Source organism: Flavobacterium sp. J49 (genome assembly GCF_011742145.1).
Taxonomy (GTDB): Bacteria; Bacteroidota; Bacteroidia; order Flavobacteriales; family Flavobacteriaceae; genus Flavobacterium.
In genome coordinates, this window is sequence record NZ_JAAQQU010000038.1 from 19,303 (window position 1) to 41,107 (window position 21,805).

The following is a 21,805-nucleotide window of genomic DNA, read 5'->3' on the forward strand; positions in this document are numbered from 1 at the left end:
GAGCAAAAGTAACAAAATTAAATCATTTTACGTGTCAGATAATCTTGCAGCAAAATCGTAGCGGCTATTTCGTCTACCAAACCTTTGTTTTGTCTTTGCTTCTTTGACAAGCCGCTGTCAATCATCGTTTGAAAAGCCATTTTGGAAGTAAAACGCTCGTCCACTCTTTCGATTTTCATTTCGGGAAAAGCAGTAACAAAATTAGCCACAAACTTTTCTATAACCGGTGTGCTTTCAGAAGGTTGACCGTTCATTTGTTTGGGTTCGCCAATCAACACTTTCGCCACGTTTTCTTTGGAAAAATAATCCTTAAGAAATGTAATCGCTGTTTCCGAAGGAATGGTTGTCAAGCCTGAAGCAATAATTTGCAACTCGTCGGTGACAGCTATTCCGGTTCGTTTCATTCCATAATCGATGGCGAGAATTCTTGGCATGCTTTTGTTATTTAATGGGTTCAAAGGTAGCCAAAATTGCTATTTTCCCTTTGTGGAGCTTCAGAATATTATCTTTGATAGTGTATCGGTCTGTTTCCTCTAATGCTTTTGAAAAAAGGTTTTCTATAACCATTTCGGGACAAGCCATTTTAGTCATGGCCATGTTGGAAAATGACAAACCAAAAGCCGATGGCATCACATAACTTCCCATTATTGAATTACAACCGGCATAAGCGCTGAACTTTCCGTCTTCTGAATTTAGTTTAAGAAAATAGTCTTTCTTCCCTTTTTGGGTCACCACTTTTCCGTTTAAAGTAATCAACTTCCATTTGGTTTCTGCCAAAGTCGCTTTGCCAATGGCCGGATTGACTTTTTTGATTACCGTTTGAGATTCAATTCTATTGTTTAAATCCACTGTCTTTTTGGGTTCAGAAGTGGTTTCAATTTCAGAATTCTCCGCAGGTTGTTTGGCCAAAATATAAGCCGTGGCTAAATCGCCGGTGATTTTTTTTCCCGACAAGTCCAATTGGGTCAAGGTATTTTCACCCACAAAATATTGATTAGGACCATTCTTTACATCGGCTAAAACAATCGTATTTCCTTCTTTGTTCCAAGAAAAAGTCCCTTTTTGTTCGAATACTTTTTCACCTTTGCCTTGGTATTGGGTTTTGATATTGTAGGTGTTATTTTCATTGATACAAATCACGGTTTCCAATCCTTCACAATCGGCACATGGCAAAATCCCTTTATAGGTTCCAATGTAATCCAGTGAATTTTTAGCATTATGGGCCGCAATATTGTTCATTGAATCAACCTTTGCAATAGAATCTTTAGTCGCAATACTGCTATCGGTAGTTTGCTTCTGACAGCTTATAAAAAAGAGCAGCAATAGTGTAAAAAGTAAAAGTTTTGCCTTCATATGTTTAGAGAGTTGTAATGTTAAATTGGTCAAGACAAACTTACTTATTCTACTAACTACTAGTGTTAATTTAACATTTTTTTGATACTGTAACCCAACGAATAAATGCTTTGTTACTTTCTAAAAATGAAACTATCTTTGTTCCAAATTCAAAAAACATGACAACACTACAAAATACGATTGAAAAAGCTTGGGACAACCGCGCTTTATTACAAGAAGAAACGACTACAACAGCCATTAGAGAAGTTATCGCTTTATTAGACGCCGGAACTCTGCGCGTTGCTGAACCAACAGCCAATGGTTGGCAAGTAAACGAATGGGTAAAAAAAGCCGTAGTGATGTATTTCCCTATTCAAAAAATGGAAACTTGGGAAGCCGGAATTTTTGAATACCACGATAAAATGTTGCTCAAAACCGGTTATGCCGAAAAAGGCATCCGCGTTGTACCACCGGCAACAGCCCGTTACGGTGCCTACATTTCTAAAGGCGTAATCTTGATGCCAAGTTATGTAAATATCGGTGCTTATGTAGACGAAGGAACGATGGTAGATACTTGGGCGACTGTTGGTAGTTGTGCCCAAATCGGGAAAGACGTTCACCTTTCCGGCGGTGTTGGTATTGGTGGTGTTTTAGAACCTTTACAAGCGGCTCCGGTTATTATTGAAGACGGTGCTTTTATCGGTTCAAGATGTATTGTGGTGGAAGGTGTTCATGTTGGAAAAGAAGCCGTACTTGGAGCCAATGTTTGTTTGACTGCTTCTACCAAAATCATCGACGTTACCGGAAGTGAACCAATTGAATATAAAGGATTTGTTCCGGCGCGTTCTGTTGTGATTCCCGGAAGTTATACGAAGTCTTTTGCGGCTGGCGATTATCAAGTGCCTTGTGCGTTAATTATTGGTACTCGCAAACCTTCAACCGATTTGAAAACCTCACTTAACAATGCGTTGAGAGAATACGACGTAGCGGTTTAATTAAGAAATCACAATCGAAATGAGTGTTGAAATAAAAAATACTAATGCTATTGATGCTGTAATCACTTGGGTAGATGGCAGTGATTCGGTATGGAGAGATAAAATCAACGCTCATTTAGAAAAGAAAATTGATTGGGAGAACAAAATCAGTAGCAAGCGATATAATTCAATCGATGAGATTGATTTGACTATTGAATCCATTATAAAATTTGCGCCTTTTATCGGGACAATTTTTTTGGTAACCGATAGTCAGCAACCCAAATCCTTTGAAGCATTAAAAGAAAAGGCGGAAAAAAGTAACATCCATTTAAAATTAGTAGACCACACGGTGATTTTCAAAGACTTTGAAAATTGCTTACCTACCTTTAATTCGTGTTCCATCATAACTGCCTTATACCGAATTCCGGAACTTGCCGAACAGTTTATCATCTTTAATGATGACACTTTGCTGATGAGAGCAACCAAACCGGAAGATTTTTTTATTAATGGCTTACCGGTAATCAGAGGTCGTTGGGATTATTTTTACCGAAATAGTTGGTTTCGTAAGACCTACAACAAATACTTTAATAAGAATTTAAAAACCAATGTAGGTTACAAAGCTTTACAACAAAAAAGTGCCCAAATTGCCGGATTTAAAAAGAAGTATGTAAGAAGAGACCACACTCCCGTTTCGGTGAGGAAATCGACTTTGGACCATTTTTTCGCCCAAAATCCCGAATTGCTGCTTAATAATATCAAACACAAATTCAGACACAACAATCAGTTTATCATTTCATCGCTTTCAAACCATTTGGAAATTAAGAATAAAACCTATGTTTTGAAAACCGATTTTCAATTGACGTATTTCAGAACTTATAAAACCATTCCAACTTTATTCAAATTATTTTGGTTTGATTGGAACAAGCAAAAATTGTTTGTTTGCCTGCAAAGTCTGGAATTAGGAAGCAAGAGCATGCAGACCTATGTTTTAAACTGGATTCATAAAAAATTAAATAGCTAATTAAAAAACAGCATCAACCAAAGACAAAGTAAAAAGATGAAAATAATCATTCTAGCCGCCGGAATTGGGTCAAGATTAGGAAATCCGTTTCCAAAGCCGTTAACACCATTAAAAAATGGTAAAAGCATCATGGAATACCAAACCGAGAACATCGCTTCCAAGTTTAATATTGATGATATCAATGTGGTTGTTGGTTTCAAAAAGGATTTAATCATGGAACGTTTTCCTGAACTGACATACATCTACAATCCGTTTTTTGACCGTACCAATACCTCAAAAAGTTTACTGCAAGCCTTGCGCAAAAATCGCGACAAATCGGTGATGTGGTTTAATGGTGATGTGGTTTTTGACCGACAAATTTTAGACATACTTCAACCCTATATAAAATCAAAAACTTCTTTTGTAGCGGTAAATACCAGCAAAGTAGCTGAAGAAGAAGTGAAATATACTTTAAAAGATGGTTACATACACGAACTGTCAAAAACCGTTAAAAATGGACTCGGAGAAGCGGTAGGCATCAATTTTATTGCCTCCAAAGACATCCAACACTTCATCAACCGATTGGAAGAGTGCGATGACAACGATTACTTTGAAAGAGGTTTGGAATTGGCTATCGAAAAAGACGGAATAAAAATCACAGCTGTTGATATTTCTGCCTACAATTGTATGGAAATTGACTTTGTGGAAGATTTGGAGAATGTAAACAAAATGCTCTAAAATGAAATGCATCCTTTTTTGCCAAAACAATTATTCGTTCGGAATTCTTGAACCCATTAAAAACTATTTGGCACTTAATGGAGACGAATACCTCTGGTATGTCAACAAAAAAATATTGGCAGATTTTCCGTTTACCCATGAAAATCACACTACTGAGATAGCCGATTTAGAAGCGTTTCAAAGCGATGCTATTTTTGTGCCCGGCAATGAAGTTCCTCATTATTTAAGAGGCGTAAAAGTTCAGATTTTTCACGGACTGGCCGGAGAGAAGAAAGGCCATTTCAGAATACGCCATTATTTTGATTTGTACTTAACTCAAGGACCGTATTTTACCCAAAAATTCCTCGAGTTTAAAAACAAATACCGCGATTTTGAAGTAATTGAAACCGGTTGGCCCAAACTCGATATTTACGGTACCGATTTTCACAAATACGATACTGAAAAGCAAAATCTTTTGCAAAAACACGGGGCGAAAAAAATACTCTTGTATGCGCCAACATTTTCTCCCAAACTGACTTCTGCGCCATTTTTGGTGGAAGAACTAAAAGCTTTGGTTAAAAATCCTGATTATTTAGTGTTGCTAAAATTCCATCCTTTGATGAATGTCGATTGGTTGGACACGTATAAAAAACTAGCCGAAGAAACACCTAATATTGTCTTTGAATCCGAAAAAAACATCATCAAGTTTTTATTGATGGCTGACTTGCTCATCAGTGATACTTCCTCCGTAATTTATGAATTTTTGCTTTTGGACAAACCCGTAGTGACCTTCAGAAACATCTCCGAAAACATTCTTTGGGACAATAGTTCCGATTACCATCAGCTAATTTCTTTGGTTGAAAATAACCTAAACCAAGATCCATTTGCCAAAAACAGAAAAGAAATTTTTAACCAATACCATCCGTACATAGACGGCAAATCGGCAGAAAGAATGGTAGAAGCAGTAAAAAAATACTGTTTGGAAAATGGCGTGCCTCAAAAAAGAAAGATATCGCTGTTCAGAAGAATGAAAATGCATTCACTTTTTGGAAAACCAACAAAAAGCTAAGACAACTTTTCAATGCCGTTTTTGACTTTTATGATATGGTGCTTTTTGTTATAAGCCCTAATTGCCAAATTTTTATCCCAACCTTCTTGGCTGTAATAACCACGTGCGTGGTCTAAATGCACACACACTGCTGAGTACCTGATTTGTTTTGAAATCAAACCGTTGTTAAACATGCGTTCCCCAACTTCGCGATCTAAACCACCATACTGCATGTCTTCATTGAAGCCGTTTACGGCTATAATATCGCTTTTATAACAAGAAGTATTGTGCCCGTTGAAAGTTCGTTTTGTGGGCGTCAACCAATTCATAAATGAAGCAAAATAGCTATTTTGCGTTAGCTTTGAAGCCTTGAAACTCAAATGCAAACCTTGCTTTTTCAACCATAAAACACTAAAACAATTTTGCTTGATAATATCCTCATCGGTAATGGCTTTGGATAGGTTCATGGGTAATTTAAAATAACCTCCTGAAAGAAAACAACCTTCTTCACGGTATTTTAAATGAACCGAAACAAAATCTTTCCGCGGGATGCAATCGCCATCGGTAAACAGTAAATAATCGGCGTTGGTTTTGAGAATGGCTTTATTGAGAATTTCAGACTTTCGAAAGCCCAAATCTTCGTGCCACACATGGGTAATGGGATGTTTAAACTTAGTCGAAAACAAAGCCAAAACTTCTTTGACTTTTGGCGTAGAACCATCATCCGCTATCACAATTTCAAAATCATCGGTAGTTTGAACACTATACCCTACAAGAACTTTGTGAAGCCATTCTTCAGCATTGTAAGTGGTGATGATTACTGATAATTTCATTATTACAATAATACTAAAATAAAATTGTAAGTAATCATTTGTTGACCAATTTGTTTTTGCCTTTGTGCTTCCATCTTTTGTGTGTCCAAAGATAAAATTCGGGCGCTTCCAAAATTTGATTTTCTACTTTTCTCAAAAATGTTTCTGTGATTTGATAATCGGGAATGGTTTTTACATTATCGGATAACAATTCAAAATGGGCTTCATAAAAACCTCTTTTTACTTTTTCCACTTTCAAAAAAACCATAGTCATATCAAAGCGTTTGGCGAGCATCTCGGCACCGGTATGTACCGGAACTTCTATGCCCATAAAAGTACTCCAATAGGTTTTTCTCTTCACCTGCGGCGACTGGTCGCTGGCAAATCCGTAAAGTCCTTTAATCCCTGCAGATTCATTGCTTTCAATAGTAATAACGGCTTGTTTAGTAGTGATTAATTGGGCCTTGAAACGCGAGCGTATCTTTTTTACCAAATCGTCAAAATACTTATTGTTGATTCTTTTATAAATGGCGTACCCAATAAAGTTTGATCTTGAATTTATTGAAATCACCCATTCATAACTGGCATAATGCGCACACATCAAAGCCACACTCTTGCCCTTTTTTTCCAAATCCTGATAAACCTCTAAATTCTTGAAGACAAATCGGCGCTCAATATCCTTAACCGAAATAGTCATCGTTTTAATCATTTCCAAAAACATATCGCACAAGTGACGATAGGATTCTTTTTCAATACGCCTTCTTTCCTTTTCCGCTAAATGTGGCAATGCCAAAGCGATGTTGGCTCTAACCACTTTTTTTCTGTAACCGAAAACATAGTAAACCAAAACAAAAACAAAATCTGAAAAAAGATACAGTAACCTAAAAGGCAATATCGAAATTAAATACAGAATCGGATATAGAATTAAAAAAAGTACCAGTTGCATTTTTTCTCTTTTTTTCGGCAAAGATAACCAAAACTGAATTCTTGTGATTTACATTATCTTTACAAAAATTTTGTAAAAATGAATCTCAACGAAGAAGTACACAAAGCTTTTGAAGTTATCCAAAATGGCGGTATCATCCTATATCCGACCGATACGGTTTGGGGAATCGGTTGTGATGCGACCAATGCAGAAGCCATACAAAAAATCTACGCCTTAAAACAACGAGAAGAAACCAAAAGCATGATCGTATTGATGAATGGCGAAAAAATGATGTATAATGTTTTCAAAGACATACCCGAAGTCGCTTGGCAAATATTGGATTTATCCGAAAAACCAACGACCTTAATCCTTGACAATCCAAGAAATGTAGCCACTAATGTAATTGCAGAAGACAAAACCCTTGGCGTGCGTATCGTCAAAGAACCGTTTTGTTTCAAATTAATGGAACGCATGAAAAAACCTTTGGTTTCTACCTCAGCAAATATTTCGGGAATGTTTACGCCAAAATCTTTTAAAGAAATTAGCCCCGAAATTATAAATGGTGTAGACTATGTAGTAAATTTGCACCACGAAAAAATTTGTGACAAACCATCAACGATTATCAAACTTACGAGTGATAGTCAGGTGAAAATCATCAGAAAATAGTTTTGACCGCAAATTCGCAAATTACTTTTTAACTAAAATGGATGATTATTTATACAAGGATGAAAGTTATTCAATAGTTGGAATACTTTATGAAGTGCATAAAAATCTTGGTAAAGGTTTTTCTGAAATTGTTTATAAAGATGCTGTTGAATATGAGTTTCAGCAACAAAATATTCCTTATGAAAGAGAAAAAGAGTTTTCTGTTGCTCATAAAAGTACAACACTAAAACATAAATTTTATGCAGATTTTGTGGGTCATGGAGAAATCATTTTGGAAATAAAAACAGTTGAATGCTTTAATAGCGCCCATTATAATCAGTGTCTGAACTATTTAAAAATTTCTGGAAATCAGTTGGCTATTCTTGCTAATTTCAATTTAATATCTTTAGAATACAAACGCATAATAAATTCAAAAAAATAATTTGCGAATTTGCGGTAAAACTATGAATTACACAAAAGCATTAGACAATAAAATCTTCGAAATCATTTCAAAAGCTTCGCAAGAACTCAATCTTGAAAGCTACGTAATCGGCGGATTTGTGCGTGACTATTTATTGCAACGCGATTTCAAAAAAGACATTGACATCGTAGCCGTGGGTTCCGGGATTGATTTGGCGCTGAAAGTTTCCCAATTGTTACCCAACAAACCCAAAGTACAGGTTTTCAAAAACTATGGTACGGCCATGTTGCGTTACAAAGAAATCGACATCGAATTTGTGGGTGCCAGAAAAGAAAGTTACACCCAAGACAGCCGAAATCCTTTGGTGGAAAACGGTACACTTGAAGACGACCAAAACCGTCGTGATTTTACCATAAATGCCTTGGCTTTTTCTTTGAATCCTAATAATTACGGTGAATTGGTTGATCCGTTTGATGGTTTGACCGACATGAAAAACAAACTCATCAAAACGCCTTTAAATCCGGACATTACGTATTCTGATGATCCGTTGCGGATGATGAGAGCCATTCGTTTTGCGACACAATTGAACTTCACCATTGAAGAAAAATCTTTGCAGGCGATTGCCGATAACAAAGACCGCATCAAAATCATTTCGGGCGAAAGAATTGTAGACGAATTGAACAAAATTCTTGAAACGCCGAAACCGTCTATTGGTTTTTTACATTTATACAAAACCGGCTTACTAGAGATTATTTTACCCGAATTGACCGCACTCAATAACGTAGAAGAAATCGAAGGTCATACCCATAAAAACAACTTCTATCACACTTTGGAAGTGGTAGATAATATTTGTCCGAATACCGACGATGTTTGGTTGCGCTGGGCAGCATTGTTGCACGATATTGGCAAAGCACCTACAAAACGTTTCAATAAAAAACAAGGATGGACTTTCCACGGACATGAATTCTTAGGCGGCAAAATGGTGAAGAAAATCTTTGAAAGATTGCACATGCCATTGAACCAAAAAATGAAATTTGTGCAAAAAATGGTAATGCTGAGTTCAAGACCAATCGTATTGTCAGAAGATATCGTAACCGATTCGGCCGTACGCAGATTGGTGTTTGATGCCGGAGAAGACGTAGACAATTTGATGACGCTGTGCGAAGCGGATATCACAACCAAGAATCCGACGAAATTCAAAAAATACCACAACAATTTCGATATCGTTCGCCGAAAAATTATTGAGGTAGAAGAACGCGATCATGTGCGTAATTTCCAACCGCCAATTTCCGGAGAAGAAATTATGACCATATTCAATTTGCAGCCGTCAAGAGAAATTGGAGTATTAAAAGAAGCGGTAAAAGAAGCGATACTCGAAGGAGAAATCCCGAATGAATATCAAGCTGCCTACGATTTTGTTTTGGCTAAAGCGGAGAAAATGGGGTTGAAGAAAGTGGCAAAGTAGCAGAGTGACAAAGTAGCAAAGTACATTAAAAGTGTATCTTGATTAAAATTAAACGCTGCAACTTTGAAACTTAGTAACTTTGAAACTTATTAAAAAAATGAAAACATTTAGAGATTTATTGATATGGCAAAAAGCAATGGCTCTGGTAACAAAATGCTATTCTACTTCATCAAATTTCCCTAAAGAGGAACAATTTGGATTGACATCCCAAATCAGAAGATGTAGTATTTCAATTCCAAGTAATATTTCGGAAGGATATGGAAGAGGAACTAATAAAGATTACAGACGTTTTTTAAATATATCGTTAGGATCTCTTTTTGAATTTCAAACTCAAGTAGAAATAGCCTATAATTTAGAATATTTAACAGAAGAAAAATTTAATCAATTATATGAAGACAGCAGAGAATTGGAACGAATGTTAACTGCATTCATCAATAAAGTGAATGGTACTTTATAACTCTGCAACTTTGTAACTTTGTAACTTATGAAACGAGACAAATCAGTCATTTATTGGCTACTTTCCGGTTGTGTTTTAGTGTTTATTATGGTCGTAGTTGGCGGAATTACCCGCTTAACGAACTCGGGTTTATCAATGACCGACTGGCATTTGGTTACCGATACTTTTCCACCGATGAGTGAAGAGAAATGGATTCAGGCTTTTGAAGAATACAAGAAGTTCCCTGAATATCAAAAAATCAATATTCACAACGATTTTCAGTTGGATGATTACAAATTCATTTATTTCTGGGAATGGTTCCACCGTTTTATCGGACGCATTATCGGTTTGGTATTTATCATTCCGTTTGTGTACTTTTTAATTAAAAAAAGAATCGACAAAGCCACTTTAAACAAGTGCTTCATCCTACTCGGAATGGGCGCTTTGCAAGGTTTCTTTGGTTGGTTTATGGTAAAAAGCGGTTTGGTTGACAATCCGGATGTGAGTCATTTTCGATTGGCGTTGCACTTGACTTTTGCCTTCATCACTTTTGCGTACACACTTTGGGTCGCTTTGGATTTGATTTATCCGGAAAGAAAAGAAGTGATTTTACCTTTGAAAAAATTGGCACGAATTACCCTGTTTTTCTTGGTTGTCCAAATCATTTACGGGGGTTTTGTGGCCGGTTTAAACGCCGGATTAGTGCATAACCATTGGCCGCTCATGAGTGACGGACAGTTTTTCCACGACAGTATTGCTTTGGAAAAAGACAGTTGGTTACTGCGTTTCACCGAAGGGAAAAGCGGTGTTCAATTCGTACACCGAACGATGGCTTATGTCGTAGTTGGATTGATTCTATTTTTGTATTTCAAAAGCAAAAAATATACACTTTCGGCCCAACAACAAAAGGGTTTGAATGCCTTGGTTGTATTGGTGTTTGTACAATTTGCTTTAGGCGTTCTCACTTTGTTGTATGCAGTTCCTCTTTGGTTGGGATTGACACATCAAGTGGTAGCGTTCTTCTTATTGACAGCGATGACTTATACTTTGCATCGCTTGTCAAAATAATACGCTTGCCCTGACTATATTGTCGCAGTTACCTTGTTTACTAACTTAAATGTCTAAACTTGCCGCCCAGGATAAATTTCTGGATTTATCGGATTACGGAAGATCATTCGGTAGATTTTTTGCTAATCAATTAAAAGATTCCCGCTTCACGCCTATTCATGTCACCTTACTATTTGGGTTTTCCGGATTGATTGCGATTTATTGCATTTTGGAACAACATTATTTACTTGCCGGATTTTTCATTTTGCTAAAATCAGGAATTGATGCTGCCGATGGTGAATTGGCCCGGTTGAAAAATACGCCTTCGTATTCCGGCAGGTATTTAGACAGTGTGTTTGATATTGTCTTGAACTTTATGTTTCTGATGGCCATTTGTTATGTTTCTCAAACCTCGATTTGGTATACAATCCTAGCTTTTATTGGGCTCCAATTGCAAGGCACTTTGTATAACTATTATTATGTCATCTTGAGAAATAAATCGGTTGGCGGCGATAGTACGAGTAAAATTTTTGAATACAAAACTCCTAAAGCCTTGCCGGGAGAAACCCAAAAATCAGTCAATATCTTATTTGGTATTTACCAAATGGTCTACGGCACTTTTGATAAAATCATCCACGCTCTGGATTCAGAGGCTTACAAAGTCAAAACTTTTCCCAATTGGTTTATGACCTTGCTTTCGTTATACGGATTAGGCTTTCAATTGTTGATTATCGCCGTGATGTTACCGATGGGCTGGATTGAATTGATTGTGCCCTTTTTCATAGCTTATACTTTGCTAATCTTTGCCTTCATTGGCATTCGAAAAAAATGCATAGTGTGAATTATGCAATCTTGAGATATAATTGCATAACAACAACTTCCAACTAATTGCCGAAATTTATAGTCTGTAATTTTAAAACTATAAATCATGCCGAATTCAAAAGAGATTGAAGGAAATTGGGAACAGCTAAAAGGAAAACTGAAGCAAAAATATGCCGACTTAACCGATGATGATTTGCTTTATGATGAAGGCAAAGAACAAGAAATGTGGGGAAGATTGCAAGAAAAGATAGGAAAGACTGAAAAAGAAATTAAAGCGTTGTTTGATTGAATTAAGTGATGCTTTGATTGTATTCGGAAAGGCTGCATCAATGAGTTTTTCCAATAAAAAAGTCCCGATAGAATCGGGACTTTTTCTTTATACTTTTTTCTTGGCTTTTATCGAACAACCAATGGCTTTGGTGAGAGAAGGTGAAGGTTCACTTCCTTTTTCCAAGGCGGCGATGGCGTTTTCCAGATATTTTTCTTTTACTGCTGAAGCATCGTCTGAATTATCATCGATAGCGCCAATGTATTTTACCACCAAATTTTTGTCTAACAAAAACACGTGCGGTGTTTTCGTAGCGCCATATTGCGGATAAACCTGTTGCCCTTCATCTACTAAATAAGGAAAAGCAAACTTTTTGTCTTTGGCCTTTTCTTTCATTAACTCGTAAGTATCGGCCGGTTGTACTGCAGGATCATTTGGATTGATGGCCAAAAGCACATAACCTTGTTTTTTGTATTTCTTGGCCAAATCATTAATTCGGTCTTCATATTTCACCGCAAACGGACAAGTGTTACAAGTAAAAACCACAATAAAACCTTTGGCGTCTTTGTAATCGGCCATGCTGTACATTTTGCCATCAACGGATTTCAGTTTGAAATCAGCGGCTTTGTCACCAGGTTGGTAACCATTGGAAACCACACTTTCTCCTACAAACAAACTGCTGAAGAATAGAATTAAAAAAGGTAAAACTTTCATATTGTACTTAATTAAGATTGATAAATGAGTTTACGTATTCGTTGAGTTCGGTAAAATTTTCAAATTCGCGCTCGGCGAATAAATGCTTTTTACCTTGTATGAGTAATGTGGCCGGAATGGCACCCGACCAGTCTTTGTCGATTTTAGAAAGCCATGAATTGTAATCTTTGTCGCTTAGCAGCAAAACCTCAGCGGAGATTTTTTTTCTTTCTACAAAAGGGATAAGCTTTTTCTCGAGATCTTTTCTGCTGTCGAGACTGACCAATAGTACTTTTACCTTTTTATTCTCCTTGTGAAGTTGCTCAAAATAAGGTAACTCTTTGATACACGGTGCGCACCAAGTCGCCCAAAAATTTATCACATAAGTAGTTTGGTCTTCTTTGATTACAACTTTTTCAAAGTCGGCAAACTTTTCATAAACGGTTATTTGTGCCAAAGCATTACTGGCAAAGGTCAGGATGAAAAAGATTGATATTGAGTAAAGTAACTTCATCAGAAAAATTAAGTGTAACGAAGTTAATGAGTTACGGTTTGGAATGGAATGTACTTAACAAAATTTTACCAACTTTAACATAAAGTAGTTACGCAACCGCTTACACTTTCTTTTTGTCATTTTGAGGAACGAAAAATCAAATCTTTCAAACCATTATGAGATTCCTCTATCGTCTAAAAAGACGAGACGGAATGACAAAAAGGAAAAATAGTCCAAAAATCAACTTTTGAGCATTTCCTAGGCCTCGCAGCCAGCAAACGAGCTTCGAACAGACAAGAATGCTTTTCGGACATACAATAACAAGCTTCGGACAACCAAGAAAACATTTCTGACTGAAAGAAACAGCCTTCGGAGTGGCAAGATTGTGCTTCGGATGGAAATTGTAGGACTTTGCAGAATGTTTTGTATTTTAGCTGAGAGTATTTGTGATGAGAGTTGCGGATATTCGAGTTATGAGTAAATTTGAAAAACCTATTTACCAAAAATGAAAAGTTTAATTTTCACGCTGATCTTTATAATATCTCAAATTTCATATTCTCAGCAAAAAATTGAGCAAATGGCTTTTGATTATTTTATCAAGAATGTGGTAATGAATGATTATCCAAAAATTGGTAAAATTAAATTTGACGGTTATACACAATCTGATACCTCAGGATTATTTTCCTATGGAGAATGTTTTACTGATTATGAATTCAAGTTCATCCTCGAAAATGGTTTTAAATCAAATGACAAAGTTGTCAAAATTGAAAATAATTCTCAAGAAATTATAAATCTAAAACTTAAGAGAGAAAGAAAACAAAAAATAAAAATATTTGTTTATCAAGCTTTAAAACTGGATAATGGATATTTTGTAGCTATTAAATCTGAGGAAAAAGAAGGCGGTTATCTTTATTACTTATTTTTTGATAACAATCATAATATTGTTAAGTATTGTAATGAAGGATTTATATCCTGCAAATAAAAACTTCTTCCTCAAAACTTTCCATAAAAAAAATGGTTTGATTACCAAATTTTGGTAACTTTACTTAAAATTGAGATAATCATGGGAAAAAACACTTCAATATCATTAGGCAATCATTTCGAAAGTTTTATTGAAACAACGATTTCAAAAGGTCGTTTTAGCAACGCTAGTGAAGTTGTACGTGCCGGACTTCGTCTTTTGGAAGAAGAAGAAAATCGCGTAATCGTTTTGCGCAATGCTATCCGTGAAGGAATTGATAGCGGTCGCGCTGTCGACTTTGATCCGAAAAAGCATTTAGAAACAATGAAGTCAACAAAAAAGAATGGCTAAGTTTTACTTAACCAACAAAGCCGTTGAAGATTTAGGAGCTATTTGGCATTATACGGTAGAAACTTGGTCTGAAAACCAAGCGGTTATTTATTACTCATTACTCATTGATTCTTGCCAAGAATTAGCCAACAAACCCAATCAAGGTAAATCATACGAAGTCGTTGAAAAAAACATATTAGGCTTTAAAACCGGAGAACACCTAATTTTTTACAGAATAATAACTGAAAATGAAATCGAAGTGGTTAGAATTTTACACGGTATGATGGATCTAAAAAACCACCTTTAAAACACCTACCCCAACCACTCCTTAAAATCATTCACCCTTTCTCGTGCCACTATAACCTCATCGTCTTTGTATGTGGGTAAAATCACTTTGAGTCTGGAATTGCTATGGAGTTGAATTTCTTTTATCGCTTTCAACGGGATGATGAATTTGCGCGAAACGCGGTAAAAGGATGCCGGGTCAAGTTCGGTTTCGAGTTGTTCTAAAGTGTTATCGAGCAAGTAATCGCGGTTGTCTGAAGTGTGCAAATAAGTGCCTTTGTTTTCGCTGTAAAAACATTCGACTTCTTCAATATTAATCATCTTCAATTGCTGACCCATTTTGATGGTGAAGCGCTTTTTATACACTCTGTCGATTGGGTTAACCAACATTTTTTTAATCATTTCGAAATCCAAGGAAAGATTCGGCGCCGCTATGTTTCTCGCTTTGAATTTATTAACCGCGGTTTCCAAATCGTCTTCGTCAATTGGTTTCAATAAATAATCGATGCTATTCAGTTTGAAGGCACGCAACGCATATTCGTCATAAGCTGTAGTGAAAATCACCGCACTCTTGATGTCGATTGTCTCAAAAATCTCAAACGACAAACCGTCTGACAATTGGATGTCCAAAAAAATCAAATCAGGATGCGGATTTGAATTGAACCAATGAATCGCTTCTTCTACAGAATGTAAAAGTGTATTAACCTGTAAACCCAATTTCTCCACTTTGCGTTGGAGCAATCTGGCAGCGGGTTTTTCGTCTTCAATAATGATAATATTCATTTTTCTTAAGGTTCTGAGGTTCTAAGGTTCTGAGGTTCTGAGGTTCTGAGGTCTTTTTACTTAAAACCTTAGTACCTCAGTGCCTTACCACCTATTTTTATTCCCATTTATTATTATTCTTCTCCTTCTCCATCAACTCTTTAATCTTTTTATCTTCCCAATTTTTGCCCAAAATCATCGTGGGTACAAAAACAGAAAATCCGTGCGCGGCCAAACCGATTCCCCAAAATAAAGGCGTGATGAAGTTCTTCAAATGAAAAAAACCTTCGGAGGAATTTTTAGTGTTTACAACCAGCAAGATGATGTTAATCACCACGTAAACCGCAGCGTGACTATAGAAACCTTTGATTCGCTTCACTCTTTTTACCGCTTCCTGGTATTTGATTTCGTCAATATTTTCCATCATTATTCAAATTTATTTCTTTTATTTTCTTCGTCCATGTATTCTCTAATCTTTTTTTCTTCCCATTCTTGATTAAAAAACGGAAGCCAATTGAACACTTTCATCGCGTGAAAAAACAAACCAATTCCCCAACCCATCATCGACCAAAAAAACCAAAGGTATTGCGGGGTATATTTTAAATTGATAAAAATTAAAATCGCCATGACTAAGATATAAGAAGCCAAGTGACTGTAAAAACCTTTGATTTGCTCCACTTGTTTTTTGGCGCGTTGGTATCTTTCGAAGTCGTTATTATTTGTTTCCATGATTAACTCCATTTGTTATGCTGACTATTTTCTTTATTCAAAATTTCTCTGATTTTACGTTCTTCCCAACTTTTTCCGTAGCCAAAGGTTTCTAAGGCATGGAAAGTCAATCCCATTCCCCAACCCAACATGGGGAACCAAAACCATTGAAAACCGCCGGTTTTTAAATTGATAAAAATTAAAAACGGAATCACACAGCAGTAAGAAATTAAATTACCGTAAAATCCTTTGAGTTTTTCTACTCGTTCTTTGGCTTTCATGTAAGCCATATTCTCGTTGTAAATATTTTGTGTTTCCATGAGAACTATTTGTTTGGTTAAAATGGGAATTTTTACTTTGAAAGCTGTCTCGGTTTGATCGACCAAGACTTTGCGCTCTGAAATCAATCCATAACGGTTGACTATGTTTTGCAAGCCAACGCCTTTGCGGTCTTGCAAGACTTCTTTCTTCTGTAAATTATTCTCAACGATTAAGTAATTGTTTTCAATATAAATTTTGATGTGTAGCGGTTTTTGCTCGCTTGCTACATTGTGTTTGATGGTGTTTTCCAGTAAAAGTTGCAACGACAAAGGCACCACTTTAGCTTCGGGATTATCATACTCAGTGGGCAATTCGTAACTGATGCTGTTTTCGAAACGCATTTTAAGCAAATTCATATACGTTTTGGCGAAAGCCAGTTCTTCCGCAACTGAAACCAACTCCTTGTCTTTCTGTTCCAAAACATAGCGGTATATTTTTGACAAAGAAGTGGTGAACTTTTGAGCATTATCGGGGTTTTCTTCTATTAACGAACTCAATACATTGAGACTGTTGAACAAAAAATGCGGGTCGATTTGGTTCTTCAAACTTTCGAACTGTGCCGAGGCCGTTCCGGCAATAACCTTTTGCTCTTTGACTTTGTTTTCGGCGTAAGCTTTGTAAAAATAAAACGCATGAAAAGCCAAAGTCACTATAAATGTGATAATCACCGCTACCAAATAATTCGACATTTGCTCTTGACTTAAAAAGTCACTAAACGAAGTGCCCTCAACCATTACATCCTCAAAAATGCGCAGCAAAAAAATCACACCGATGGAAATCAGAAAAGAAGACACAAAGCCAATCAAAATGCGTTTTGGGGTAAACCGGTCAGCCTTAAAAACTTGATCCAAATAAATAAAAATAGCAGCATTGGCAAAGTACAACGAAAATCCGTACAACATGTTGTACCCAAAGTTAACCAATAAAGCATAATCAAAAGCCACTTGGTTTCCTGTAATCAGTCTGATTAACAACAACACCAAAAAGATACTGATGGAGATGATGATAGCTCTCGGGATTTCTTTTATCAATTGTTTCATTACTTTCTTTTTTAGGTTCTGAGGCACTAAGATACTGAGGTACTGAGGTTTTTACCTAGAACCTTAGTGCCTTAGTGCCTTTTTATTTATTTACAATTTTTCAAAGCTTCTTTGGCTCTGTCTGATCCCCATTTGGGATGAAAAGGCGTTTCGGGTTGGAATTTTTCAAACAACGGAATGGCACTTTGCAAATCTTGACACAATTTTTTCACATCGGCTCCGGTCCATGGTGCGCTGTTGATTTCAAATTCGGCTTTGCAATATACTACTCTTGGATTTTCCGGAGCAATGATTTTGGCTTTGGTATACAATTCTGTCACTTTTGGAGAATATTTCATCCCGTTTACCATAGGATCCTGAACAATCCAAGCGGTATAAATCATGGCTTGCATTACCATCAGTTCCGGATTATTTAAGCTAATCATGGTAGCTGCATCTTGGGCATTTTGTGCTTTTTCCAACAAAGCAACTACTTTGGCTTTATTCGCCGGATTAAAAGCTTCTGTTGTATTAATCAAAGCTACATAATAATTGGGTAACCAATTGTTTTTTTCTGCAGCAGCAATGCGTTCCATCAAATCCGAAGCTTCCTGTGCTTTTCCTTCACCCCAAAGTCCGAGTGATTTGGCCATACCTTGTTCATATTGTGTTTGCGCCGATAATAAAGAGCAAACGAAAAAAGCGATTGTAGTGATAATTTTTGTCATGTCTTTTAATGTATTGATGATTAAAACTCTTGTTATTTTATAGTCCAAAAGTATCTCGGTTTTGATTGCTGTAAAACTTATACTTACTGAACTGTTGATTTTTGAGGATGAATTGTTTTCTTTAAGTTGCAAAGTTCCATAGTTGCAAAGTATTTTGACTTTGTTACTTTGCGACTCTGCCACTTTGTAACTCTACAAATTATCCAACTGATTCTCCTTCTTATTCTCACTAATGGTCCAAAAGAAACCCACAAAGAAAAACTGGTCAGCCGTTGGTCGAATGGCTCTTCGGTTGTAAACGCCTTCTGAGTTGGGCGAGTTGGCATATTCGTAGCCAAAAACATTTTGAGTTCCCAATACATTCGATACTGAAAAGTACAAAATCTTTTGTTGCGACATTAAATACGCCCAACCCAAACTCAAATTGTTATAGCCTTTGGTTTTGCCGTTCATAAATTCGGATTCATTCGGATTGTTATAAGGTCTTCCGGTGGTGAAGGAATTGGTAATACTCAATTGTGATTTCAGTTTGTTAATCCACCATTTGCTTACGACACTTAGACTATGATTGGCTACAAAGCTTGGGGTTACCTCTGCTGTATAATTTTTATAGTTTCTTTGGGTATCGATAAACGAATAAGAAACCCAGTATTCTACATTTTTAACGGTCTTATTGTCTCTCCAAAAAATGTCTAACCCTTTGGCATAACCCGAACCGGTATTGTTGAAATCGGTATCAAATTGAGCCGCATCTGTGTCGTATTTCACCAAATCGGAATAGTCTTTAAAGTAAGCTTCAGCGCGGAATGTTCTTCGGTCTTTGCTGTATTGGTAGTTCAAAATATAATGCTGTGCCTTTTCGCTATCCAAATAATCGGCATACTTCAAATAATCCTGTCTTGGCGCTTGGGTAAAACTACCGTAGGCAAAAGAAAACTGACCATTCTTGGAAACTTTATAGGCCAAGGAAGCTCTCGGAGCCACTACGGTTTCGGCTAATAAATCATTGTTGGATAATCTTGCGCCTAATTTTACCGCAAAATTTTTAGAGAAGAAAATATCCGCTTCGGTAAAGAAAGCCGCAATGTTGGCATCGTAACTGCTGTTAAAAGTATTGCCTTCGTAGGGTTTGAAATCTTCGTCGAATTTTGTGATAAAATAATCCCCGCCAAAAGACAACTTCACTCTTTCTGAAAAGGATTTTTTTAGTTTCAATTTGAAATGAGACGAATGTTCTGAGTTGGCCACCTTATCTAAATCAATACCGATTTTATTTTGGCTGTAACCATAGCTCAAACCGGTAAACAACTGCCATTGCGAACCAAAATTGCCTTTGTAAGAGGAATTCAAATAAAAATTGTTATTGTCTAAATCCACTCGGATTTTATCCGGATTATTGATAGATTCACTGTTAATGTCGAATTGAGAAGCTTCAAAAGCGGCGTATAACTTGAAAATTCCACTGGTAAAACTGTGTCGGTAAACCGCTTCACCCGAAAGCGATTGAAAAGGTTTGTTCCAATCGGCGCGTTGCGGAAATACCTTTTGATAGGGAGCCAAATTGATATAAGCCGTATTAAAACTTAAGGAATTGTTTTTCCATTTTTGGGTATTGGCTAAACCTAAACCAACGGTCATCAAAGAAATATCGGTTTTCTCTTCAACGGCTTCGTCTTGGGTATTTAGCAATAAAACACTCGACAACGCTTCGCCATATTCGGCAGAATATCCACCGGTAGAGAACGACATTCCACTGAACAAAAACGGAGAAAATCTACCGCGAGTTGGCACATTCGCCGTTGTGGCGCCATAAGGTTGTGCTACGCGAATACCATCTACAAACGTTTGGGTTTCATCGGCTTCGCCACCGCGAACGAACAATCTTCCGTCTTCGCCTACGGTTTGGGTTCCGGGTAAGGTTTGCAAAGCCGAAACAATATCACCCATCGCACCGGCAGTGGTTACTATATCTAATGGTTTCAAAACCGAAACCCTGGCTTTTTCCCCGGCGTCAAAAGTTCCGGCAGTTACGATAACAGCATCGAGTGAGTTGACGCTTTCTTTCAGTTTGAACAATTTGTTTTGGCAAGTGGCAATGTCAATTGGTGCTTTTAATGTTTCATACGTTAAGAAACTAATCACTAAAATTTGATTGCCTTTGGCAGTGGTAGTGAATTTAAAGTTCCCATTCTCATCAGACGAACTGCCGTCGTAAGTGCCATCGATAAAAACATTGGCACCGGCGATAGGTTTGCTTTTTTCATCCAATACAGTTCCGGAAACGATTTGTTGGGCATTGCTTACACAAGCAACTAAAAAAAGGATTAAGGTGTAAATCTTCTTCATGGGTTTTGTTTTGATGAAGCAAACTTGCAACAAATCATGCAACTGGAGAATTTATGTTTACCGAATTGTAATTTTGAGTGGATGAATTGTAAATCATTATCAAAAAAAAAATATCTTTAACAAAAAAATACAAATAAAAATCAGTAGCATTGCATTACCAAAAATCACTAAGACAATGAAAATTATAAAATCACTATTGGCCATTGCGGCTTTCTTTGCCATTAACAGCGCATCGGCCCAAACAATTTCTGAAAGATGGCCTGAAATTAAAGCGTACCATGAAGTAATTTCCAAATCATTTCATTCTTCTGAAGAAGGAAACTTAAATCCAATCAAATTGAATTCTGAACTATTGGTCGAACGAGCAGAAGCCTTAGCTGTTGAAAATATGCCGGAAGAATACCGCACTCCAAAGCTCATAGAGTCGATAGTAGTTTTGAAAAAAGAAACCAAAAAAGTAAATGATCTGGTGCAAAGAAAAGCCGGAGACGAAGAAATAAAGAAAGCTTTAGCATCACTTCACGATACATTCCACAAAATTGTCGGTTTGTGTCAAACCGAAAAGAAATAATTAAAAAAGCCCGACCTCAGCGTCGGGTTTTTTGATGCAAATAGTTTTCAACAAATCGCTTTCACTAAATCAAATATTGCAAATTAAATTTACCTTTGTGCGCTTATAAAAATTACGATTATGATTTATAAATTCAGAGCCATTCTCGATGCCGAAGAAGATGTTTTCAGAGACATTGCGATTCAGGATGAAGACACCTTAGAAGATTTGCACAACGCCATTGTTAATGCTTTTGGTTTTGACGGTTTGGAAGTTGCTTCCTTTTACACTTGTGATGACCAATGGAACCAAGAAGAAGAGATTCCGATGTTTGATTCGGGCGATGTTCCGGGTGAAATGAAAATCATGAGTGATTATCCTTTGAACCAATTATTAGGCGAAGACCAAACCAAAATCATTTACGTATACGACTTCATCAATATGTGGACATTCTTAGTAGAATTGGCCGCAGTAGAAGAAGCCGAAACCGGCGTCATTTATCCCAACTTGCTATTTTCTCACGGCGAATTGCCTAATGTAGCTCCTGAAAAAGAATTTGAAGCCGAAAACGAAGACTTCTACTCCGAATTTGAAGATGATTTAGACGATGACGATTTGGATATGTTTGGTGGTGATGACAGCTTTGAGGATTTTGGATTTGAAGAGAATTGGAATTAGTTTTTGAGGTACTGAGGAA

The 21,805-nt window shown here is 36.7% G+C and carries 28 protein-coding genes; 16 read left to right on the forward strand and 12 right to left on the reverse strand.

The features are described 5' to 3' along the window. Positions 1-17: 17 nt before the first annotated feature. Together ruvX and HA632_RS00255 are read right to left on the reverse strand one after the other, a co-directional pair. The gene (ruvX, locus tag HA632_RS00250) at positions 18-434 is read right to left on the reverse strand and encodes a Holliday junction resolvase RuvX (protein ID WP_176305237.1); all 417 of its coding nucleotides are present in this window, start codon (positions 432-434) and stop codon (positions 18-20) included. Positions 435-441: 7 nt separating this feature from the next. Beyond that, positions 442-1,353 carry a copper resistance protein NlpE N-terminal domain-containing protein gene (locus tag HA632_RS00255; RefSeq protein WP_176305238.1) on the reverse strand — a complete coding sequence of 304 codons (912 nt, stop codon included), beginning with the start codon at positions 1,351-1,353 and terminating at the stop codon, positions 442-444. 158 nt (positions 1,354-1,511) lie between these two features. On the opposite strand from HA632_RS00255, the gene HA632_RS00260 reads away from it, so the two are divergent. The 4 genes from HA632_RS00260 to HA632_RS00275 are packed head-to-tail and all read left to right on the forward strand — an operon-like array spanning position 1,512 to position 5,092. Beyond that, on the forward strand, positions 1,512-2,327 hold the full coding sequence (locus HA632_RS00260; RefSeq protein ID WP_176305239.1) for a 2,3,4,5-tetrahydropyridine-2,6-dicarboxylate N-succinyltransferase: 816 nt from the start codon (positions 1,512-1,514) through the stop codon (positions 2,325-2,327). A gap of 19 nt (positions 2,328-2,346) precedes the next feature. After that, the gene (locus tag HA632_RS00265; RefSeq protein WP_176305240.1) at positions 2,347-3,327 is read left to right on the forward strand and encodes a Stealth CR1 domain-containing protein; all 981 of its coding nucleotides are present in this window, start codon (positions 2,347-2,349) and stop codon (positions 3,325-3,327) included. A 36-nt stretch (positions 3,328-3,363) separates the two neighbouring features. Next, a complete protein-coding gene (locus HA632_RS00270) occupies positions 3,364-4,044 on the forward strand; it encodes an NTP transferase domain-containing protein (RefSeq protein ID WP_176305241.1) in 681 nt (226 codons plus the stop codon). Between the two features lies 1 nt (position 4,045). After that, the gene (locus HA632_RS00275) at positions 4,046-5,092 is read left to right on the forward strand and encodes a CDP-glycerol glycerophosphotransferase family protein (RefSeq protein WP_176305242.1); all 1,047 of its coding nucleotides are present in this window, start codon (positions 4,046-4,048) and stop codon (positions 5,090-5,092) included. Here HA632_RS00275 and HA632_RS00280 read toward each other — a convergent pair. Together HA632_RS00280 and HA632_RS00285 are read right to left on the reverse strand one after the other, a co-directional pair. After that, positions 5,089-5,904 carry a glycosyltransferase family 2 protein gene (locus tag HA632_RS00280; protein WP_176305243.1) on the reverse strand — a complete coding sequence of 272 codons (816 nt, stop codon included), beginning with the start codon at positions 5,902-5,904 and terminating at the stop codon, positions 5,089-5,091. The two genes, HA632_RS00275 and HA632_RS00280, sit on opposite strands and share 4 nt — an antisense overlap. A 34-nt stretch (positions 5,905-5,938) precedes the next feature. Next, positions 5,939-6,829, reverse strand: coding sequence for a lysophospholipid acyltransferase family protein (locus HA632_RS00285; RefSeq protein ID WP_176305244.1), 891 nt, complete (start codon positions 6,827-6,829; stop codon positions 5,939-5,941). A 78-nt stretch (positions 6,830-6,907) separates the two neighbouring features. Between HA632_RS00285 and HA632_RS00290 the strand changes: the two genes are divergently transcribed. The 7 genes from HA632_RS00290 to HA632_RS00320 all read left to right on the forward strand — a co-directional run bounded on the left by HA632_RS00290 (position 6,908) and on the right by HA632_RS00320 (position 11,933). Further along, entirely contained in the window at positions 6,908-7,474 is a 567-nt protein-coding gene (locus HA632_RS00290; RefSeq protein WP_176305245.1) for an L-threonylcarbamoyladenylate synthase, read from the forward strand. A gap of 37 nt (positions 7,475-7,511) precedes the next feature. After that, positions 7,512-7,895: a GxxExxY protein gene (locus HA632_RS00295; protein WP_176305246.1), complete on the forward strand. Its 384-nt coding sequence runs from the start codon at positions 7,512-7,514 to the stop codon at positions 7,893-7,895. A 22-nt stretch (positions 7,896-7,917) separates the two neighbouring features. Further along, positions 7,918-9,339 carry a CCA tRNA nucleotidyltransferase gene (locus HA632_RS00300; protein WP_176305247.1) on the forward strand — a complete coding sequence of 474 codons (1,422 nt, stop codon included), beginning with the start codon at positions 7,918-7,920 and terminating at the stop codon, positions 9,337-9,339. Positions 9,340-9,436: 97 nt separating this feature from the next. Next, complete coding sequence (locus HA632_RS00305) at positions 9,437-9,796, forward strand: four helix bundle protein (RefSeq protein WP_176305248.1); 360 nt, start codon at positions 9,437-9,439, stop codon at positions 9,794-9,796. A 27-nt stretch (positions 9,797-9,823) separates the two neighbouring features. Continuing rightward, complete coding sequence (locus HA632_RS00310; RefSeq protein WP_176305249.1) at positions 9,824-10,843, forward strand: COX15/CtaA family protein; 1,020 nt, start codon at positions 9,824-9,826, stop codon at positions 10,841-10,843. A 49-nt stretch (positions 10,844-10,892) separates the two neighbouring features. Continuing rightward, positions 10,893-11,663, forward strand: coding sequence for a CDP-alcohol phosphatidyltransferase family protein (locus tag HA632_RS00315; protein WP_176305250.1), 771 nt, complete (start codon positions 10,893-10,895; stop codon positions 11,661-11,663). 87 nt (positions 11,664-11,750) lie between these two features. Then, entirely contained in the window at positions 11,751-11,933 is a 183-nt protein-coding gene (locus tag HA632_RS00320; RefSeq protein WP_121313070.1) for a CsbD family protein, read from the forward strand. 87 nt (positions 11,934-12,020) lie between these two features. On the opposite strand, the gene HA632_RS00325 is transcribed toward HA632_RS00320, so the two are convergent. Both HA632_RS00325 and HA632_RS00330 read right to left on the reverse strand, forming a co-directional pair. Then, entirely contained in the window at positions 12,021-12,626 is a 606-nt protein-coding gene (locus HA632_RS00325; protein ID WP_176305251.1) for a thioredoxin family protein, read from the reverse strand. A 7-nt stretch (positions 12,627-12,633) separates the two neighbouring features. After that, positions 12,634-13,119, reverse strand: coding sequence for a TlpA disulfide reductase family protein (locus HA632_RS00330; RefSeq protein ID WP_176305252.1), 486 nt, complete (start codon positions 13,117-13,119; stop codon positions 12,634-12,636). A 484-nt stretch (positions 13,120-13,603) separates the two neighbouring features. Here HA632_RS00330 and HA632_RS00335 point away from each other — a divergent pair, with 484 nt between their 5' ends. From HA632_RS00335 to HA632_RS00345, 3 genes are all read left to right on the forward strand, one after another. Then, the gene (locus HA632_RS00335; protein WP_176305253.1) at positions 13,604-14,080 is read left to right on the forward strand and encodes a hypothetical protein; all 477 of its coding nucleotides are present in this window, start codon (positions 13,604-13,606) and stop codon (positions 14,078-14,080) included. Positions 14,081-14,161: 81 nt separating this feature from the next. Next, positions 14,162-14,410, forward strand: a complete 249-nt coding sequence (locus HA632_RS00340) for a type II toxin-antitoxin system ParD family antitoxin (protein ID WP_176305254.1) — start codon at positions 14,162-14,164, stop codon at positions 14,408-14,410. Next, a complete protein-coding gene (locus tag HA632_RS00345) occupies positions 14,403-14,696 on the forward strand; it encodes a type II toxin-antitoxin system RelE/ParE family toxin (protein WP_176305255.1) in 294 nt (97 codons plus the stop codon). Before HA632_RS00340 ends, HA632_RS00345 begins: the two co-directional genes overlap by 8 nt. Positions 14,697-14,701: 5 nt before the next feature. On the opposite strand, the gene HA632_RS00350 is transcribed toward HA632_RS00345, so the two are convergent. From HA632_RS00350 to HA632_RS00375, 6 genes are all read right to left on the reverse strand, one after another. Further along, positions 14,702-15,457: a LytTR family DNA-binding domain-containing protein gene (locus HA632_RS00350; RefSeq protein ID WP_176305256.1), complete on the reverse strand. Its 756-nt coding sequence runs from the start codon at positions 15,455-15,457 to the stop codon at positions 14,702-14,704. Positions 15,458-15,554: 97 nt separating this feature from the next. Further along, positions 15,555-15,863, reverse strand: a complete 309-nt coding sequence (locus HA632_RS00355) for a 2TM domain-containing protein (protein ID WP_176305257.1) — start codon at positions 15,861-15,863, stop codon at positions 15,555-15,557. Next, entirely contained in the window at positions 15,863-16,165 is a 303-nt protein-coding gene (locus HA632_RS00360; protein ID WP_176305258.1) for a 2TM domain-containing protein, read from the reverse strand. Before HA632_RS00360 ends, HA632_RS00355 begins: the two co-directional genes overlap by 1 nt. A gap of 2 nt (positions 16,166-16,167) precedes the next feature. Beyond that, the gene (locus HA632_RS00365) at positions 16,168-17,505 is read right to left on the reverse strand and encodes a 2TM domain-containing protein (RefSeq protein ID WP_176305259.1); all 1,338 of its coding nucleotides are present in this window, start codon (positions 17,503-17,505) and stop codon (positions 16,168-16,170) included. A gap of 86 nt (positions 17,506-17,591) precedes the next feature. Beyond that, positions 17,592-18,260, reverse strand: a complete 669-nt coding sequence (locus tag HA632_RS00370) for a hypothetical protein (RefSeq protein ID WP_369597746.1) — start codon at positions 18,258-18,260, stop codon at positions 17,592-17,594. 144 nt (positions 18,261-18,404) lie between these two features. Continuing rightward, positions 18,405-20,558, reverse strand: a complete 2,154-nt coding sequence (locus HA632_RS00375; RefSeq protein WP_176305261.1) for a TonB-dependent receptor — start codon at positions 20,556-20,558, stop codon at positions 18,405-18,407. A 175-nt stretch (positions 20,559-20,733) separates the two neighbouring features. Here HA632_RS00375 and HA632_RS00380 point away from each other — a divergent pair, with 175 nt between their 5' ends. After that, the gene (locus tag HA632_RS00380) at positions 20,734-21,129 is read left to right on the forward strand and encodes a hypothetical protein (protein ID WP_176305262.1); all 396 of its coding nucleotides are present in this window, start codon (positions 20,734-20,736) and stop codon (positions 21,127-21,129) included. Between the two features lie 120 nt (positions 21,130-21,249). Beyond that, positions 21,250-21,786 carry a hypothetical protein gene (locus HA632_RS00385; protein WP_176305263.1) on the forward strand — a complete coding sequence of 179 codons (537 nt, stop codon included), beginning with the start codon at positions 21,250-21,252 and terminating at the stop codon, positions 21,784-21,786. Positions 21,787-21,805: the final 19 nt, after the last annotated feature.